This is a genomic window from Nitrososphaerota archaeon (assembly GCA_029785825.1).
GTDB lineage: Archaea > Thermoproteota > Nitrososphaeria > Nitrososphaerales > Gagatemarchaeaceae > UBA183.
This window is the reverse complement of the sequence record JAFLYY010000001.1, coordinates 516,173-532,743: the sequence shown is the minus strand read 5'-3', so window position 1 is coordinate 532,743 and position 16,571 is coordinate 516,173. Positions and strand designations below refer to the sequence as shown.

Sequence of the window (16,571 nt, the reverse complement as noted above, 5' to 3'; positions counted from 1 at the left end):
CATCGCTTACCTGTTTCTGAAAGTGTAACGTTCCCCAATATGTATATCCTACGGATATACATATACTTAAGTGTATATCCCTTGGATACACGTTAGTGCCGGTAGAATTCGAAGTAAAAGTCGTGAAGGTTGGAAACAGTTTGCGGATGACTATACCCAAGGAGGTGTGTAGAGCCTTGAGCCTTTCTGAGGGTTCCACAGTGGGAATCGTCGTGTCTGATTCCACGTTTCACGTTCGAAAGGTCAAGTAAGTTTAGTTTCTCTTCATGCACACTCACGCGCCCTCCCGGGCTCTCTCAGGCGGTCTCTCTCGGTCTCTCTCGCGCGGGCACACACACGCACACGGGCAGGCGCAGGCAGGAACAGGTACAGGCACAAACGAGAGAGAGAGCGCACTCGCTTCTTCTCTCACACGCACGCGGAGATACAGGCGCACGGGCATGCAGTCACAAACGAGAGGGAGAACCCAATGCGAGGTCGCCCGGATTTGAATTCCAGCTTCACTGTGCATCGCCTGCACTCTAGCAGCCAGCCCCTCCACGCTGTCGGGGAAGCCCTCGAGGCGCCTTCGTCTGTGGGGCCTTGCCGTCGTTCTCCTTGCACGCCCCTTTCGCGCCCCCGGTTCGTCGTGGGTTCTTTCGGGGGCTCAGGAGCCTGTAGCGGGGACTTGCGCGGGAGCCCCTTCCGGTGCCTCAGCCCAGGGGGAGGATTTCCCGAAGAAGAGGAGGTAGCTGACTACGACGAAGTCCAAGACGATGGCTACGTGCATCATGGTGCAGTACACGCAGATGGCCCGGATGACGTAGAGCTCGACGAAGAGCAGGTAAGGAACTATGATCACGCCGATGAACCGCCAGCCGAAGAGCGCCTCCAGCATGAAGTCCGAGACCCGCGCGGACCCGAACGCGATGAGGTAGACCATCCCGAGGTTGACCATGAAGTACGCCATGGCGAGGAGCTCGAGTGGGACGCCGAACACCCTGCTGTACGGGCTGCTCAGGACCGCTCCGCAGTCGAAGTGCAGGCCGAAGAAGGTGCCCGTCGGGCAGAAAGGGAGCTGTTGGTTGAGGGTGTAGAATATCAGCAGGACGGTCCCTGACGCCCAGAGCCCGAAGGCTGACATGGCGACGAGAATGAGGAGCTTGAGCTTCGATATCCTCAACGCGGCACCCACCCCGTGAGCTTCCGGCTCCACCCGCGTTGCGACCCCCTGCCTGAAACCCAGACGGGAGAGCCGTTGCAGACCCCCGTGTTGGTCTCACGAGTCAAGTCATGCACCGACCCCTTCCCTGACGAGCGCATTCGGTTCCTTTTCCCTGCAGTGGTGACGTGTCGGCCGCGAGGGAGCAGGCGACCACATAACTCTTGCCGGTGCCGAGCAACGGGACCCTCCTCCGGCCCTGTTCCCAGACCGCGAGTGACTGGAAGGGACGGCCAGGGAAGCCGGGAGGGGCCGGACGGCCGAAACGCGGGATGGCACCGACGCGGCCGCTCCCTCCGCCCTGTCAGGATAAGCGTCCTGACCCACACGAGACCACGAAATTTCCCGGTCGTTTAAGCGGAGTCCCGAATCGGGGAGGCAAGGCTTTTAGTCGAATCTGGCCCGCACCGGTCTGGTTGCTTTCTTCCGGGTTCGAGGCCAGGGAGTATCAGAAGAAGATAGCTGACACGGCGGCCTCGGAAAACACACTGGTGGTCCTCCCCACGGGCCTGGGCAAGACGGTGATCGCCGTGATGGTGGCAGAGCGGCTCCTTTCGAAGCACCCTGAGTCGAAGGTCATGGTCCTCGCCCCTACGAGGCCCCTGGTCCTGCAGCACCAGAGGGCCTTCGCCTCCGCGCTCAAACTCCCCCAGGACAGCCTGGTAGCCCTTACAGGGACCATCGACCCGAGCGAGCGCGAGCTCCTCTGGTTGAAGGCCCGGGTGGTCTTCGCTACCCCCCAGACAGTCTACAACGACGTCAGCCGTGGAAGGGTCTCCATGAAGGACGTCGTCCTCGCCGTCTTCGACGAAGCACACAGGAGCGTGAAAGATTACACCTACACAAAGCTCGCCGCCGCTTACAGAGAGAGTGCGGCAAGTCCGCTCGTCCTCGGGCTCACGGCGTCCCCCGGCGCGTCGAGGGAGAAGATCAATGAGATCAAACGGAACCTGTTCATCGAGCGGGTCGAAGCGAGGAGCGAGGAGAGCGAGGACGTCAGGGAGTACGTAGAGAAGACCGACGTAGAGCCAATCAGGGTGAAGGTCCCGGACGAGTACTATGAGACAATCCTCAGGCTGAGGGAGCTTTACAACGACAAGGTGCAGAAACTCCTGAAGGGAGGGTTCCTCCGCAGCAACAGGGTGTCGAAGAAGGCGCTGCTCGAAGCGCGGAACGCGATTTCTGCCAGGTTGAAGTCAGCCCAGGCGAACGGCGGGCAGAAGGGGTACATATTCGGGGCCATCATCAACCAGGCGCAGGCGGTCGCGATCCTCCATGCCTTGGAGATGGTGGAGACGCAGGGGGCGCCGCCGCTGCTCAGGTACCTCGAGAAGGTGCGCGAGAGGCCCGACAAGGGGAAGGCGATCGCGTCCCTCGTCAGAGACCCGAAGTGGCAGAAGGCCGAGGAGGAGGCCGCCAAGCTCGCGTCGGTCCCCCACCCCAAGATGTCAGTGATCCTTTCTGTCGTGGGGACCCAGCTCGCCAGGAAACCCGACTCCAGGGTGATAGTCTTCACCCAGTACAGGGACACGATTGAAGACATCGTAAAGGCCCTCGACGGGTCTGGGGTCAGCGCCAGGAGGTTCGTCGGTCAGGCAGACAGGGAAGGGAGCGCGGGGATGGACCAGCAGATGCAGACTGAGGCGCTCGAGCTGTTCAGGAAGGGAGAGTTCAAGGTCCTAGTGAGCAGCAGCATCGGGGAGGAGGGGCTCCACGTCCCGGACGTGGACCTGGTAGTGTTCTACGAGGCGGTCCCCTCGGAGATCAGGTACATACAGCGGCGCGGGAGGACCGGGAGGACGAGGGAGGGGAGGGTGGTCATCCTGCTGGCGGAGGGGACGGTGGACGAGTCATACTACTACAGCACGCTCATGAAGGAGAGCAGGATGAAGGAGCTCGTCAAAGGCACGAGCCAGAGGCCGTCCAGAAGGAGGGCGAAGGAGCCCACCCTGATGGACTTCCTGGGCTAGTCCTTGCGCCCGACCACCGAGACCTTGATGTGGTTGGTGGTCCCTCTGACCCCCGGGGTCCCGGAAGTGACCACGATCCTGTCCCCCTTCTTGGCGAGCCCGAGCTCCTCCGCCACGGCGTCCGCTCGCTGGAAGAGCCAGTCGACGGTCATCGCCTGCCTGGAGACCACGGACACCACCCCCCAGTACAGGTTCAGCCGCCTCGAAACCCGCCTGTCGGCGCAGATTGCTATTATCGGCTCGCGGGGCCTGTTCATGGAGACCCTCCTGGCCGTCGCACCGGTCTGGGTGGGCGCGACTATCGCCTTGGCCCCTACGTACGCGGCGAGCCCGCAGGCCGCCCTCGCTATGGCGGGTCCCGTCTCCCCTACACCTGACCTGAGGGGGCGCTGGTCGTAGGCGGGGAGATACTTCTCCGTGGTCCGGGCGATCTTGTCGAGCATGCGGGTCGCGTCGACCGGATACTTCCCCACCGTCGTCTCGTCAGAGAGCATCACTGCGTCTGACTCTTCAAGGATGGCGTTCGAGACGTCTGTGACCTCTGCCCGGCTTGGGACAGGGGAGCTCACCATGCTCACCAGCATCTGCGTCGCAACGATGACCGGCTTCCCCGCCTCCCGGCACTTCGATGTTATCCTCTTCTGAATGGCAGGGACGGTCTCGATGGGGACTTCGATGCCGAGGTCTCCCCTGGCGACCATGACGGCGTCCGCCTCCGCCAGGATGGCGTCGAAGTTCTTCACCGCCTCCGATTTCTCCACCTTGGCCACTAGCATCGGCCCCTCCTTGGGGATCAGCCTGCGCATCGCCTGGAGGTCCGAAGGGGTCCGGACGAAGGACGCGGCGACGAAGTCCACTCCATGCGTCAGCCCGAAGCGAAGGTGAGAGACGTCGCGCTTCGTCGGGTAGTCGATCTTGAGCTTCACTCCGGGGGCGTTGATCCCCTTCCCCGACCCCAGGACCCCCCCGGCCAAGATTGTGCAGGCGACCGATTCTCCCGAGGCGTCTTCGACCCTGAGCTTAATCACCCCGTCGGCCAGATGAAGGACGTCCCCCCTGGCCACGGAGTGAAGCAGCGCAGGGTAGTTAACCGGGACCCGGAGGGGAGTCCCCTCATCTGATGAAGCGTCCAGGACGACCCTCGACCCCTGCTTGAGCTCCACGGCGTCTCCCGCTATCTTCCCCACCCTGATCTTGGGCCCCGGGAGGTCCTGCAGTATCGCGACGCTCTTCCCGAGGCTCTTGGACTCCCTCCTGATGGTCCTGATCTCCTCGACGTGGCTCGCCCTGTCTCCGTGCGAGAAGTTTATCCTGAAGACGTCCACCAGAGGTATGAGCTTCCTGACGGTTTCGGGGTCCCTGCTGGCCGGGCCGACCGTCACGACGATCTTTGTCTTCCTCAACCCGGGCCTGTCCCTCCTACCGGCTCAGAATAAACGTAGGCCCTCATCCGACGGCCGGAACCCTGTTCTGGCGCCTCAGCCTCGTGTTCATGGAGACCGTAAGGAGGGCCAGGGCGACGAAAGCCAGCAGCCCCGCGAAGGGGACCAGATAGCTCAGTGCTGCGTCAGCGACGAAGAGCGGGCCTATCGTCAGCCTCTGCCTGACCTCCCTGGAGAGTGCACTCTCCGTCTGCAGGGAGAGCTCTCCCCTGTATTCAGCCACTATGAACCTGATCAGGAAAGCCCAGACGATGATGAGGACCCCCACGACGCTCGCGATGTAGTATGTCTCCCTGAGCTTGAGCGCGAACGGGACCAGGGAGATCAGGATCAGGATGAGGATGTCGAGGAGCGGGAACGCCATAGTCTTCGGGGGGAAGGACAGCCTGTCCACCACGTAGCCCCACCAGAACCAGATCACCACCACGTTGGAGAAGATGTAGGCCACGACGGTGTTGATGTCGAATGATGCCACGAATGTCGCCGTGAAGGCCAGCGAGATTGCGACCACCATCGTCGCCAGTTCGAGCACCAGCACGTTGACCGTCTGCTTGTCCTGCGCCATTTGGTGGGTGGCCCCGCTCCACAAGGCGATGAGGTTAAGGCTTTGCGGCTACGGCTTCGGTCTCCTCGGTAGGCGCAGCCGCAGGGCTGGGAATGTGCTCCTCCCCGTGGACGTACTTCTTCCCCCGCAGTGCCGAGGCGACGGCGGCGGCAAGCGAAAGCCCGGCGCCGATGTAGAAGGTGAGCCTGAGAGCGGCCATGAACGCCGGAGCGATGGCCGTCGGGAAGAAGACCTTCCCCGTGAGGGTGCTGTAGGTGCTGGCGGGGAGGGAGCTCGCCGCGCCTGTCGCTGCCAGGACTGACTGCATCGGGTTGATGCCGAGGAAGGCGGCGAAGAGGGCGCTAGTCGGGGGGAGGTTCTGGAAGTAGGCTGCGAGCCCCGGGACCCCGGCAGTGGCGAGGGCGCTGGCTATCGCCCCCGGGAGCGAAGCGGCAAGAGCGACGAGCACGATTGAGAAGAAGACTGCGAGGCTCGCCGTCTGCCCGACGTTCTGTATCGTAGCCCTCATCCCCGAAGCAGCCCCCCTCTGCTCAGGGGGAGACGCGTTCATGATGGCAGCTGTGTTGGGGGCTGCGAACATCCCACCCCCCAGTCCCATCACGAATATGATCACTGCGAAAACGGGGAAACTGAAATCATAGGGGAGGAAAGACAGCATGAGGAAGGTGGCTGCGGTTATGACCATCCCTGTGGTGGCGAGGAACCTGGCACCGTGCCTGTCTGCGATCCTGCCGCTGAGAGGGCCCATTATGACGAATCCCAGCAGCATCGGCGTGATGTAGATCCCCGACCAGAAGGGGGTTGACTCATACGAGTACCCGTGCAGAGGGAGCCATATCCCCTGGAGAAGTATGATGAGCATCAGCTGCACCCCTCCCCTCCCGATGGAGGCAAGCAGACCGGCGAAGTTCCCGGCGCTGAAGGCCTGGCTCCTGAAGAGGTTGAGGTGGAACATCGGGTCCTCCACCTTCATCTCGATGAAAGGGAAGATGACGAGGCATGCCAGCCCTCCGAGCAGTGACCCGACGACCCAGGGGCTCCCCCACCCCATGTCAGAGGAGCCATAGGGGAGGAGGCCGTATGTCACGCCGACGAGTATGAGTATCAGACCGGCGGCGAACGCGAGGTTCCCCCAGTAGTCGAGCTTCTGGTGCTTCCTGACGGCCACTATCTCCTTCAGCCTGAGGTAGGACCAGGCCGTACCGAAAATCCCCACGGGGACGCTCACCAGGAAGATGTACCTCCAGTTGAAGACCGCCAGGACTCCTCCCATGATGATCCCCAGGAGCGACCCTGCTAGGGCGGCGACCATGTTGATCCCCAGGGCCTGGGCCCTTTCGTTGGGAGGGAAAGCGTCGGTGACTATGGCGGCGCTGTTGGACCATAGGAACGCCGCTCCCACGCCCTGGACGATCCTGAACACGATCAGCTCGATGGCTCCCAGGTTCCCCTGGTTCGGGGTGAAGGCGGCCAGGAGAGAGCCCACGGTGAAGATGGCGAACCCCATGTTGTAGAGCCTCACCCTCCCCAGCATGTCGGAGATCCGGCCAAAGGTTACCAGCAGGGTCGCCGTGACGATGCTGTACCCGAAGAGGAGCCAGAGGAGGTACTCGAAGGAGCCGTTGGCGAGCGGGTTGATGTCGATCCCCCTGAAGATGGCCGGGAGCGAGATCATGACGATAGTCCCGTCGATGGTCGCCATCAGCACGCCGATGGTCGTGTTGGAGAGGACGGTCCACTTGTACTCCATAGACTAGGCGCCCTCCTCCATGTAACAGACTAAGCGGAGCTCTGGCGTCGGGACTCTCCTCTATTGCCTGTGTCGGGCCTTCAGCACAGGCCCCCTGATAACCACCTTTTCGTCGAGCTGGAGCTCGACCCACCGGAGCTGGGACTCCAGCACGAGTTTCAGCTCCTTTAACTGGATGAACCTGTCTGCCTCAGGGACTTCGAGGATTTTCTGCCTCAGAAGGTCGATTCCCTCGCGATATCTGTTCACCATCGCCGGCACGTACACGGACGGCGGAAGCAAGTCCGCGAACAGCCTCCCCACCACCTTCTCCCTTCGGCCGGCCCCCGCCAGGTTCTCTCGCATCTTCTCCAGCTCCCGCCGTCCCTTCATGGTAATGGAGTACGCCTTCCCCGACCCTTTGGCGGCAGGCGCAGCCTTCGCCAGCCCGTCAGAGGCGAGCCCCTTCAACATCGGATACATCGTCCCTGGACCGGGCCTCCAAGCGCCCTCGGTCATGTCAAGGATCTTCTGTGTGATCGAGTAACCGGTCTCGTCGCCGCGTGAAAGAAGCGTAAGGATGTAGAGCCTGAAGAACCCTCTGGGGACGGCCTGAGGGCGGAGCCATTTCCGCCGGAGGTTCCTGGGCATTCGTTCGTGCACCTGGTGAGGACTATAAAAAGTGTAAAGGATATCGTATTCGATAATACTTAAATGGCCACCACCGGACCGCCTCCCCAACTTCATTTTGCCATCTCTTGAAGCAGTGCAGCTCACCAAGACGTACGGCAGCTTCATGGCCGTGTCCGGGCTCAACCTCAAGGTCGAAGGGAAGAAGTGCGTGGGGTTCCTGGGACCCAACGGGGCCGGGAAGACGACCACCATGAAGATGTTCACAGGACTCATCTCGCCGACCGCCGGCTCGGCGCAGATAGGCGGGATAGACGTGAGCAAAGACAAGAAAGCGGCGCTCTCGTCGTGCGCCACCCTGATCGAGACCCCCGAGATCTACCCTTCCCTCACTCCGAGAGAAGCCCTCTCCATGCTCTGCGAGATAAGAGGGGTGGCGGCCGGCGAGAGGAGAAACCGGATAGACGAAGCCTTGGGGAAGGTCAAGATGACCGAATGGGAGGACAAGAAGGTAGGGAGCTTTTCGAAGGGGATGAAGCAGCGCGTCAATGTCGCCTCCACCCTCCTGAGCGACCCAGAAGTGATCATACTGGACGAGCCTTCCACCGGCCTGGACCCGCGAGGGATGAGCGAGGTGAGAGACATAGTGAAGTCCCTGAACGACAGGCTGGTGTTCATGAGCTCGCACCTCCTCGCCGAGGTCACCGAGGTCTGCCACGAGGTAGCCATGATAGACCACGGGAAGCTACTTGTCTACGACACCATTGAGAACGTCACCGCGAAGTTCGCAGGCGGGGGCGGGGCGGTGGAGATCGGCTTCGCGAGGAACGTGGACGCCCAGACGGAGGCCATGGTCCAGAAGATAAACGGGGTCAAAGAGGTCACCAGGTCCAACGACAGGCACCTGATAGTGAGGTTCGACGCAGGGACCATATCCCAGGATAAGCTCTTCGAAGGGGTGGCGGGACTGAAGGCAGGGGCGGTCAGTTTCCAGCCTTCAAGCGGGCTAGAGGACGCATACCTCAGCTTGATCAAGGAGACGCTCTAGGATGGGGACGAAGGCGAGCGCGACCCGGGTCGGGTCCCTTTCGCAGGTCGTCACGGTGACGAAATACAACTTCCTGAACTACTTCAGGGCGAGGCGCTTCTATGTCATGCTGGCCATCATACTGCTCATCTCAGTCCTTCTCACTGCCCTCGTCGGATACTACAGGCCGGTAGCCTTCCTGGGGCTCCCGGGGACCCCGGCTTCGCAGGCGGTCCTCGGTTTCTACGGGGCGGCCTGGGGCGGGACGGGCGGCTTCCTCAGCTTCTCCAGCCTGGTCGTAATCCTCTCCGCCGCGTTCTTCGGAGGAGACGCGATTTCAGGCGAGTTCCAGAACAGGACCGGTTACTTCCTCGTCCCCAACCCGATTCGGAGGTCGGCCATCTACGTGGGGAAGTGGTTCGCCGCGCTCATAGCTTCGACGATAATTCTCGTCGTCTTCGCTGTGATAGTGATGGGGAACGGGCTGTTCTACTTCCCGGGGACGGTCCCGTGGGAGTTCGAGCAGTCGCTCCTGTTCGCTTGGGTGTACCTCGTCGCCGCACTGTCGCTGACCTTCGCGTTCAGCTCCCTGTTCAAGAGCAGCTCAATCTCGATACTCATGAGCGTCATCCTCCTGCTCTTCGTCTTCGGTGTGATTGACGATGTCTCGATGTTCGTCGCCGGAATCGAGCCCTGGTATTCCATAACCTATGGCGCGGGGATCATCTCCAGCATACTCGTGTCCCCCTACCCCCAGCACAAGGTGACCGAGTCCCTTGGCGCGGCCCTGGGCAGGAACCAGACCAACGCCAACTCCCACTTCGCCATCTCAACATACTCCGCCACCGTCCCCGAAGGGCTGGAGATACTCGTGGCCTACTTTGTCGTGATGGCCGCCCTGGGGCTCTGGCTCTTCGTCAAGAAGGAGTTCACCAGCTAGCCGCTGGTAAGCACGAAGTCGTGAACATTCCCTTTCCCAGGCTGCAGGTTCACTAGCGCTCCCCGGAGCACCCCATCGGAATACTCGCTCCCCGGGTTGAGGCAGAGGGTCCGTCCGATCCTGGCGAACCCCTTCGACTCGTGTATGTGACCGTGGAGCCCCAGGAGAGGGACGTGGACTTCGATTGCCCTCCTCACCGCGGAGCTCCCAACATGGATGACCTTGATCCCGAGCCCTTCCTTGACGTAGCTGAAGTCGTGGCTGACCGCCGGGGCCTTGTCCAGCTCTGTGTTGACCGGCGGGACGTGGAGGTTGTACACGGCGTCTTCCGGCCTGTTCACCTTAGAGGCCAGCGCCTCTATCATCTCCCCGAGCTTCCCTTCGCTCACCTCCCGCGGGCTCTTCCACGGGGTCGGGTTGGCGTATCCGAGAGTGATCATCTCGAACCCCCCGTCCAACTCGACCACCCTGTTCTCAGGGTTGACGAACTGCCCCGAGTCGACCAGCTCGGAGTCGAGCTCCAACCTGTCGTCGTTTCCCGGGGACACATAGCACTTGACCGCCGTCCCCTTTAGTTTCTCCTCTGTGAGCTTCACCCATGACCGGAGGACCTCCGCCATGGCCCCGTTGAACACCGCCTCCTCCCTCGCTCGGTCGGCCTTCATCTCGGAGAGCCCGGCTTCGGTCGTGACGAAGGAGTACTGCCCCGCGTCCTGGAGGGTCCGCCTAGTCTCGGCCAGCCTGTCCGAGCCGAAGACAGCCCGCTCTCCGAAGACCGAGGCCTCGTATTTCCCGTCGGGGCGCTCGACGATGGGGACCAAGAGCTTCCCGGTGATGTCTCCCCCGAGTATGAGGACGTCTGCCTTGTAGAACTTCGCAGCGTTGAGGAACTTCCTGTAGCACGTCTCGGAGCCGTGGACGTCGGTGGTGAAGAAGATGCGGATCATGGAAAATTGTGGTGCCGCGGACCGTCAGTCCGTATTTAACGCTCGCTTGGCATTCGCGTGTTGAATCGGGCGGTCCGAGCACAGCCGAGGGGGCAGCCCTAGGCAGCCGGGTCGACCGCTTTGGTGATCCCATCTTCGCCCTGCGGATTTGACCCGCGTCGATGGCGAGCTTTTTCTAGCAGCTTGCAGCCAACTGCCTGTGGATGGGACGCGACGGCGTTGGTGAGATGAAGACAGACGTCTCCCCCCTGTGGCTGACGTATTTCATGCTCGACTGGGGGAAGGTCAAGCAGTACGACTCCGGGCAGGAGTGCCTCTCCTGCGGCCGCCCCCTGAAGAGGACAGAGCCGGTCACCGACAGGAAGGGCGGCAGCTTCGAGGGGTATGTCTGCCACGCTGACAAGCAGGTTACTTGGGTGAAGACAGGCTAGCCGGCCTGCTTCGAACGGAACCCTTCCCCATACTGGAAAGGTCGTCCCATGTTCTTGGCCCACTTCTTCTCGAAGACCTCGTCCATGTTGGCGTCCGGCGCTATCAGCCTCGAAGCGTCCAGGACATAGAAGATCACGTCTATCAGCTCCTCGATCGTCTCTTCGGCGGCCTTCCCCTTCTTCCAGGAGTCCCCGGCTTCGCCAAGCTCGATGAAGGCGAAGAGCAGCTTGTTGGCTATCTCCTGCGGAGTGTTGCCGAACCCCTTGGCTTTCACTAGCTCTTCGATCTTCTTCTTTGACTCCTCGAGTGTCGGCACGGCCGTCCACGGCAAAGATGTTGTGGCTATGAAGGTTTGCGCTTCACGACCACGTCCCGATAGTAGGCGCATGTCCCTTTGAGGCTGCATGTGGGGCACTTCGGCCCGATGGGTTTGCAGGTGGTCTGTCCGAATCTTACGAAGAGGTCGTTGAGCTCCAACCAGTAGCGCCTGGGGACCGTCCGGACCAGCTCAGACTCGGTCTCTTCGGGCTTCCTTGTCCTGACAAGTCCGAGCCTGTTGGATATCCTATGGACGTGGGTGTCGACCGGGATGGCAGGCTTGTCGAAGGCGTAGACCAGGACGCAGTTCGCCGTCTTCCTCCCGACGGAGTGGATCTTGAGAAGGTCTTCTTCGTTGTCCGGGACGTCCCCGCCGAACTCTGTGACGAGCTGCCTGGACGCCCGTATTATGTTCCGGGCCTTCATGTTGTAGAACCCGGACGGTCTGATGAGGCGGCGCACCACCCTGGGGTCGGCCTTCGCGAGCTCGGCGGGGCTAGCGTATCTTGAAAACAGGTTTTCAGTTGCTCTGGCCGTGTTTTCATCTTTGGTCCTGTGAGACAGGATGGTGCCGATGAGTATCCTGAAGGGGTCCGAGTCTTCCGTTTCCTTGAGGCGGGCAAGCGCGGTGGCCCTCCTGTCGGCAGAGGCATGGACCATCCTCCGCATCTCCCGGAGTATCTCCGGGATGCCTAGGCGCTCTCTGTCACCCAGGGTTCCTTTCTGTACCAGGCCGATATCTCCTCGCAGGCGCCCTTCAGAGTGTAGTCAGGGGCGTAGCTGATATCTTTCCAGGACGGCTGGACGGCTATGCGGAGCGACGCCTTCAGCTGATCCGACGTGTATCGGGGGAGCGAGCCCCCTGTGAACAACCCCTCCTTCTTGATCTGGGTCTCCTTCCCCAAGGCCGAGGCAAGGGCACCTGCCAGCTCCTCGGGGGTGGCTTCGAACGACTTCACAGAATAGACGTTCCCTGTCTGGGGGTTTCCGATGGCCGCTCCGTACATCGCCTTGGCGATGTCCCTGGGATGCGTGTACGACATCTGCTCCCCCTTCGGCACTATGACCTTTCCGCCGCCGACCATCTTCAGCAATGGGACTACGAGCGACTCGTCCCTTGAGCCTAGGGCCCTAGCGGCCCTGATTATCGTCACCCTCGGCGTGCCGCTCCGTTTTGCGAAGTCCTGGAGAAGGCGCTCGGCCTCCGCTTTTGACTTTTGATACTCTCCTGAAGGACGGAGTGGTGTCGAAGGGCCGATCTGCCCCGCAGCGAAGCCGTAGACGTCCAGGGTGCTCAGGTGCACGAAAGCTTTGGCCTTCGCCTCTGAAGCGACTTCCAGGAGGTTCAGAAGCCCTTCCGTGCTCGTCTTCTGGAACCCGTCTGCCTCGCCGGGCATGGGCGACGCGAGATTGTAGACCGTGTCCGCTCCTTCCATGGCTTCGTGGAGGGCGTGGTGGTCTGCGAGGTCGGCCTCTATCCCCTGCACCCCGTTCAGGTCCATTATCTTGAGATGGGACCCCTTCCGGAACACGCCTTTCGAGATCTCCCCCTGCTGGAACAGGTACTCGACCAGGTGCCCGCCGACGAAACCGGTCGCTCCTACCAGTAGGTTCAAGCAGGCTGCTCTCCCAGATGGTGATGATGGTGATGCTCGCCCTTGCCGGGTTTCGCCTCGAACTCCCCCCGGACGAGCCTCATCTGCATGTCCTCCTCGAACTTCGGGAAGTCGCCAGTGAGCCTCGTCAGCTCGTCGCGGGCGCGCTTCGAGAACTGGGGCGAGAAGTTCTGCCCGCCGAAACGGCCGTAGGCTACCCCGGAGAACCTGACCCGAGTACCTCTTACTTCGACGAAACCTTTGATGAGGTTGGCCACCTCTCCTTCGCTCACGAAGTCCACCACGATCTGGTACTCTGGGAGGGTCAAGCGGTTTGTGCCCCGCCCTGAGGGTGCTTAAAGGAAGTTCTCGACGCGTGGGGCGGAGCGGCTGTCACATCTCGAAGTCAGGAGGCCGGTAACGGGCCTCCACCATCTCTTTCAGCGAGGTGACCAGCGAGAAGCTGGAGCCCACGATGTCCGTCTGCGTGATGATCCCGACGAGGGCACCCTTTTCCATAACCGGGAGCTTCTTGACCCTCGCGTCTGACATCATCTTCGCTGCCACCTCGACCTTCTCGTCCTGGGACACAGTCAGCAGCCTCTTCGTCCCAAACTTCCCCAGGGCGGTGGACGGATCCACGCCGTCGGCGACGCTTCTAGAGATGTCCCCCTCGGTCACTATCCCTACGGGCTTGGCCCCCTCGGTGACCACGAGGGCGCCTATCCTCCATTTCGCCATCGCCTTCGCTGCGTCCAGTATTGTGGAGCGCGAGTCGATGGTCTTGACGTCCCTCGTCATCACGTCTCTCACGTAGATCATCGGATCACCTCACCACCAGGACCGGGCAGTGGGCGTGGCTGACGAGCCCCGATGACACGCTCCCGACCACGAGCTTCTTGAACCCTGTCATCCCCCTGGTCCCCACGACCAGAAGGTCGGCATCCTGGTCAGATGCGAACCCCACTAGCGCCTCGACCACGGACGAGGCTTCTATGAGCTCTCCGCCTGCCTTCACCCCCGCTTGGGCCGCCAGCTGGACGCCGCGAGACAGGACCGACCGACCTGTGTCCTTCGCCGCCGTCTCCAGCGCTGAGTAGTCGGGCATCGGCATCCCGGGCCCGCCGGCGAGCGCCATGGCAGGAGAGTTGTACACGTGGGCGACTACGAGTCCGGCACCATACTTCTTTGCCACCGAGGCAGCCAGCTGCACCGCGGTCGCCGAGTCATCCGAGCCGTCGAAGGCGACGACTATCAGCTTGAACCCCGCGTTGTTCGCCATGTTCAGTTTTTTTGGAACCCCCTCACTATTTAACGCGCTCCTCCGATTCCCACCGTTGAGAACGTCAGAATCGCATGAAGCTGTCCTCCGTCCCTGGGGAGTCGCGCAACCGTCACACCCGCATCAAGGTGAGCGGAGGGCCTGGTTCGGGAAGCCCTTTTGAACGGCCAACGAGGCGAGATACGCCCTAAAACTGATTATCAGGCGCGAAAATCGTGTTATGCCGTTATAAGCCCAGGGCACGGGCGCGCCACCCATGGAAAACACGACACGGCCGCTTGCCACCGAGAGCAAGTGGGCCGGCAGGTTCATCCTGGCGGCAATCATCGAAGGGCTGTTCGCGGTGATCGCGACGGTCCTCATCATCGACCCCATCGAATTCTTCACGAGCAACACATACTACTCTCCGTCGAAAGTCATAGCGTCCAACGGCGCTGGGACCTGGCTGTTCGCCGGGTACATCTCCTTCCTCGTCGTCGGCGTAGTCGCCATGGCAGTCACAGCCATCTTCTACCTCTACATCGAAGGAATCCAAGGGAAGCCGTACAAGGGGATCGCCAATCTCCTGGCATGGGGACACCTCATATTCATGAACGTCGGCGCGGCAGGTTCGATGTTCCTTATGATGTGGGGGGGTTACCTCGCAGGGTGGGCGAGCGCTCCTGTCTCGAGCGGGGGCGAAGGCCTCAGCCCGGGCCAGGTCCACGTCCAGATCCTCGGGGGACTCGTAGACCCGATCGGCGGACTGGTCCTCGTCGCTTGCCTTGGCGCGCTGCTGGGTGGACTAGGGTACGTGATGAGAAGTAGGGCAAAATAGGTCCTGCTTCTCCTCCTCCTCCTTTCCGTAGCGGCCGCCATATACTCAAATAAGCTCAAGAAAGGATTCGGAGAGGTTGGAGATAACCGAGCCGTCTCGGGTCCATGCGCTGGTCCAGGGGCTCGCGGACGAATATTCCAGAAAGATCATCCTCGCTGCCATCCCGAATAGCAAGTCCGTCGAGGACATGAGCCGGGAGAATGACATACCTCTGAGCACATGCTACAGGAGGGTCCACGAGCTCCTAGCGGCCCAGATACTCGTGATAGAGCGCATCGTCGTCACCCCCGAGGGGAAGAAGTATGAGCTCCTGAGGAGCGCCTACCGGGCGGTCAACGTCTCGTTCGAGGGAGGGGTCATGAAGGTCGATGCGACCATCAACGAGGATGTGGCGGAGAAGCTAAAGCGCCTCTGGCTCACCATAAGAGAGGTAAAATGATTGCCAATATTGAGAATCGGCCCCAACGCTATAAAGGGCCCGAAGGGTGACTTGAAGTGGTGATCGACCTTCTCTATCTGGACGTGGCTCAGGCGCTCATACTTCTCTTCGGGGGAGTGGTGGTTTACTACGCCTGGAGAGCCTACGCCAAGACGAAGAGCCAGGCGATGGTACTCCTTTCTCTCGGGTTCGCCTTTGTCACCCTGGGTGCCCTTGCCGCCGGGGTGCTCTACAACTTCGGGACCGTAGACCTCGGGACGGTGATCACGGTCCAGGCGTACAGCCAGGCGGTCGGGTTCTTCATCATAGTGTACTCCCTCGCTCGGGCGAAGGGGTGACCTTTCCGGCCTGACCAGCTAGGCTTGAGGAGGCTGTGCCCGAGGACCGGACCCAAGGATGGTCCCTTCGGCAGGTCGCTCGCCTGGGGCATCCGCTGGGCCTGTTGAGATGCGCCGAACCCCTTCATGAAAGGGGTGTTCGGCACGAAGGCGGCTCCCCGGGCATGGCGCCCCCTTCCAGGCGGAAACGGGGTCAGAGGAGGCAAATCGGCCTGAAAGAGACGAAGTCGACGGACTGCCCAAGAAGCCAGGCCCGGCTGCAGGGTCACAGGGGCCCCTGCTAGGGGGCGGCGGTGCGGGTCATTTGGACACCTTCAGCTCTATGATCCCGCCTGTGACGCTGCTCCCTACCACCTTCAAGGAGTAGGCGCTGACGATCCCTCTGATGAAGTGCTCGGCGCATTTCGTAGACTCCATGGAAAGCCCGGCGCCGATGACCCGGATGGCGACTTTGTTGTCATCTTCTACCTTGATCTCGACCCTCTTCACAGGGAGCAGGTTCGCCTGAGACAGCGCTCTCACCTCCGATGAGAGCCCCTCTATCTTAGGCGACGAAAGGTGGAGGTAAGCCCCCGTCCTCACGCCCTCCTCAAACCAGTACTTCAGCAGGGAGTCGCTGTTTGTCGCGTAAAGTGCCTTCACCATCTTTTCCAGAAGGTCCCCCGGAATCGGAACCGAGTCCAGGTCTCGCAGGATACGCGCGAAGAACCAAGACACGTAGACGTCGTCGGGCTTCCCCCCCTCCTCGCAGACCCTGAGGACCGCCTTCATCGCTTCGTTCGCCAGGGCGTAGACCGTCTTGTTCTCCTTCGAGGCTTCGTCGGCGAGCGAGCCTGCTATCTCGTCTTCGACGGCAATGTTAGTACGGCCCAATGCATATGGCCGTATGTACAATCATA

General features: G+C 61.5%; 21 protein-coding genes. 8 read left to right on the top strand and 13 right to left on the bottom strand.

All coding sequences use genetic code 11. The features are described 5' to 3' along the window. Positions 1-95: 95 nt before the first annotated feature. Positions 96-251 carry an AbrB/MazE/SpoVT family DNA-binding domain-containing protein gene (locus JRN21_02925; protein ID MDG6988259.1) on the top strand — a complete coding sequence of 52 codons (156 nt, stop codon included), beginning with the start codon at positions 96-98 and terminating at the stop codon, positions 249-251. Between the two features lie 395 nt (positions 252-646). On the opposite strand, the gene JRN21_02920 is transcribed toward JRN21_02925, so the two are convergent. After that, the gene (locus JRN21_02920) at positions 647-1,195 is read right to left on the bottom strand and encodes a vitamin K epoxide reductase family protein (GenBank protein MDG6988258.1); all 549 of its coding nucleotides are present in this window, start codon (positions 1,193-1,195) and stop codon (positions 647-649) included. Between the two features lie 422 nt (positions 1,196-1,617). Here JRN21_02920 and JRN21_02915 point away from each other — a divergent pair, with 422 nt between their 5' ends. Further along, a complete protein-coding gene (locus JRN21_02915; GenBank protein MDG6988257.1) occupies positions 1,618-3,171 on the top strand; it encodes a DEAD/DEAH box helicase family protein in 1,554 nt (517 codons plus the stop codon). On the opposite strand, the gene pyk is transcribed toward JRN21_02915, so the two are convergent. From pyk to JRN21_02895, 4 genes are read right to left on the bottom strand one after another with little or no spacing between them, the layout of a single operon-like run. After that, positions 3,168-4,574 (bottom strand): pyruvate kinase, encoded by a 1,407-nt coding sequence (pyk, locus tag JRN21_02910; protein ID MDG6988256.1) that lies wholly within the window; start codon positions 4,572-4,574, stop codon positions 3,168-3,170. The two genes, JRN21_02915 and pyk, sit on opposite strands and share 4 nt — an antisense overlap. Before the next feature lie 43 nt (positions 4,575-4,617). Next, positions 4,618-5,178 (bottom strand): hypothetical protein, encoded by a 561-nt coding sequence (locus tag JRN21_02905; protein ID MDG6988255.1) that lies wholly within the window; start codon positions 5,176-5,178, stop codon positions 4,618-4,620. Between the two features lie 34 nt (positions 5,179-5,212). After that, positions 5,213-6,928, bottom strand: coding sequence for an MFS transporter (locus tag JRN21_02900; GenBank protein MDG6988254.1), 1,716 nt, complete (start codon positions 6,926-6,928; stop codon positions 5,213-5,215). A gap of 60 nt (positions 6,929-6,988) precedes the next feature. Beyond that, positions 6,989-7,558, bottom strand: a complete 570-nt coding sequence (locus JRN21_02895; protein ID MDG6988253.1) for a PadR family transcriptional regulator — start codon at positions 7,556-7,558, stop codon at positions 6,989-6,991. 145 nt (positions 7,559-7,703) lie between these two features. On the opposite strand from JRN21_02895, the gene JRN21_02890 reads away from it, so the two are divergent. Beyond that, entirely contained in the window at positions 7,704-8,585 is an 882-nt protein-coding gene (locus tag JRN21_02890; GenBank protein ID MDG6988252.1) for an ABC transporter ATP-binding protein, read from the top strand. 1 nt (position 8,586) lies between these two features. After that, positions 8,587-9,504 (top strand): ABC transporter permease, encoded by a 918-nt coding sequence (locus JRN21_02885; GenBank protein MDG6988251.1) that lies wholly within the window; start codon positions 8,587-8,589, stop codon positions 9,502-9,504. Here JRN21_02885 and JRN21_02880 read toward each other — a convergent pair. Beyond that, positions 9,501-10,451, bottom strand: coding sequence for a metallophosphoesterase (locus tag JRN21_02880; protein MDG6988250.1), 951 nt, complete (start codon positions 10,449-10,451; stop codon positions 9,501-9,503). The two genes, JRN21_02885 and JRN21_02880, sit on opposite strands and share 4 nt — an antisense overlap. 203 nt (positions 10,452-10,654) lie before the next feature. Here JRN21_02880 and JRN21_02875 point away from each other — a divergent pair, with 203 nt between their 5' ends. After that, positions 10,655-10,882: a hypothetical protein gene (locus JRN21_02875; GenBank protein MDG6988249.1), complete on the top strand. Its 228-nt coding sequence runs from the start codon at positions 10,655-10,657 to the stop codon at positions 10,880-10,882. Here the strand turns inward: JRN21_02875 and JRN21_02870 are convergent. From JRN21_02870 to JRN21_02845, 6 genes are all read right to left on the bottom strand, one after another. Beyond that, positions 10,879-11,199 (bottom strand): hypothetical protein, encoded by a 321-nt coding sequence (locus JRN21_02870; protein MDG6988248.1) that lies wholly within the window; start codon positions 11,197-11,199, stop codon positions 10,879-10,881. The genes JRN21_02875 and JRN21_02870 overlap by 4 nt on opposite strands. A 26-nt stretch (positions 11,200-11,225) precedes the next feature. Further along, the gene (locus tag JRN21_02865) at positions 11,226-11,870 is read right to left on the bottom strand and encodes an endonuclease III (GenBank protein ID MDG6988247.1); all 645 of its coding nucleotides are present in this window, start codon (positions 11,868-11,870) and stop codon (positions 11,226-11,228) included. A gap of 23 nt (positions 11,871-11,893) precedes the next feature. After that, complete coding sequence (locus JRN21_02860; protein ID MDG6988246.1) at positions 11,894-12,817, bottom strand: NAD(P)-dependent oxidoreductase; 924 nt, start codon at positions 12,815-12,817, stop codon at positions 11,894-11,896. Beyond that, positions 12,814-13,125, bottom strand: coding sequence for a hypothetical protein (locus JRN21_02855; GenBank protein ID MDG6988245.1), 312 nt, complete (start codon positions 13,123-13,125; stop codon positions 12,814-12,816). Before JRN21_02855 ends, JRN21_02860 begins: the two co-directional genes overlap by 4 nt. A 64-nt stretch (positions 13,126-13,189) precedes the next feature. After that, a complete protein-coding gene (locus JRN21_02850; GenBank protein MDG6988244.1) occupies positions 13,190-13,618 on the bottom strand; it encodes a CBS domain-containing protein in 429 nt (142 codons plus the stop codon). Positions 13,619-13,622: 4 nt separating this feature from the next. After that, on the bottom strand, positions 13,623-14,078 hold the full coding sequence (locus JRN21_02845) for a universal stress protein (GenBank protein ID MDG6988243.1): 456 nt from the start codon (positions 14,076-14,078) through the stop codon (positions 13,623-13,625). Between the two features lie 256 nt (positions 14,079-14,334). Between JRN21_02845 and JRN21_02840 the strand changes: the two genes are divergently transcribed. The 3 genes from JRN21_02840 (at position 14,335) to JRN21_02830 (ending at position 15,672) form a co-directional block, all read left to right on the top strand. After that, positions 14,335-14,895, top strand: a complete 561-nt coding sequence (locus JRN21_02840) for a hypothetical protein (protein ID MDG6988242.1) — start codon at positions 14,335-14,337, stop codon at positions 14,893-14,895. Between the two features lie 76 nt (positions 14,896-14,971). Continuing rightward, positions 14,972-15,334 (top strand): hypothetical protein, encoded by a 363-nt coding sequence (locus JRN21_02835; GenBank protein MDG6988241.1) that lies wholly within the window; start codon positions 14,972-14,974, stop codon positions 15,332-15,334. 56 nt (positions 15,335-15,390) lie between these two features. Next, positions 15,391-15,672 (top strand): hypothetical protein, encoded by a 282-nt coding sequence (locus JRN21_02830; GenBank protein MDG6988240.1) that lies wholly within the window; start codon positions 15,391-15,393, stop codon positions 15,670-15,672. A gap of 300 nt (positions 15,673-15,972) precedes the next feature. On the opposite strand, the gene JRN21_02825 is transcribed toward JRN21_02830, so the two are convergent. Next, a complete protein-coding gene (locus JRN21_02825; GenBank protein ID MDG6988239.1) occupies positions 15,973-16,545 on the bottom strand; it encodes a hypothetical protein in 573 nt (190 codons plus the stop codon). Positions 16,546-16,571 lie beyond the last annotated feature (26 nt).

What these genes read in the sequence shown, in the direction of transcription:
- JRN21_02905 (MDG6988255.1), bottom strand. Translation starts at nt 5,178, where the DNA reads ATGGCGCAGGACAAGCAGACGGTCAACGTGCTGGTGCTCGAACTGGCG.
- JRN21_02840 (MDG6988242.1), top strand. Translation starts at nt 14,335, where the DNA reads ATGGAAAACACGACACGGCCGCTTGCCACCGAGAGCAAGTGGGCCGGC.
- JRN21_02865 (MDG6988247.1), bottom strand. Translation starts at nt 11,870, where the DNA reads ATGCGGAGGATGGTCCATGCCTCTGCCGACAGGAGGGCCACCGCGCTT.
- JRN21_02885 (MDG6988251.1), top strand. Translation starts at nt 8,587, where the DNA reads ATGGGGACGAAGGCGAGCGCGACCCGGGTCGGGTCCCTTTCGCAGGTC.
- JRN21_02850 (MDG6988244.1), bottom strand. Translation starts at nt 13,618, where the DNA reads ATGATCTACGTGAGAGACGTGATGACGAGGGACGTCAAGACCATCGAC.
- JRN21_02880 (MDG6988250.1), bottom strand. Translation starts at nt 10,451, where the DNA reads ATGATCCGCATCTTCTTCACCACCGACGTCCACGGCTCCGAGACGTGC.
- JRN21_02900 (MDG6988254.1), bottom strand. Translation starts at nt 6,928, where the DNA reads ATGGAGTACAAGTGGACCGTCCTCTCCAACACGACCATCGGCGTGCTG.
- JRN21_02875 (MDG6988249.1), top strand. Translation starts at nt 10,655, where the DNA reads ATGGGACGCGACGGCGTTGGTGAGATGAAGACAGACGTCTCCCCCCTG.
- JRN21_02890 (MDG6988252.1), top strand. Translation starts at nt 7,704, where the DNA reads ATGGCCGTGTCCGGGCTCAACCTCAAGGTCGAAGGGAAGAAGTGCGTG.
- JRN21_02895 (MDG6988253.1), bottom strand. Translation starts at nt 7,558, where the DNA reads ATGCCCAGGAACCTCCGGCGGAAATGGCTCCGCCCTCAGGCCGTCCCC.
- JRN21_02845 (MDG6988243.1), bottom strand. Translation starts at nt 14,078, where the DNA reads ATGGCGAACAACGCGGGGTTCAAGCTGATAGTCGTCGCCTTCGACGGC.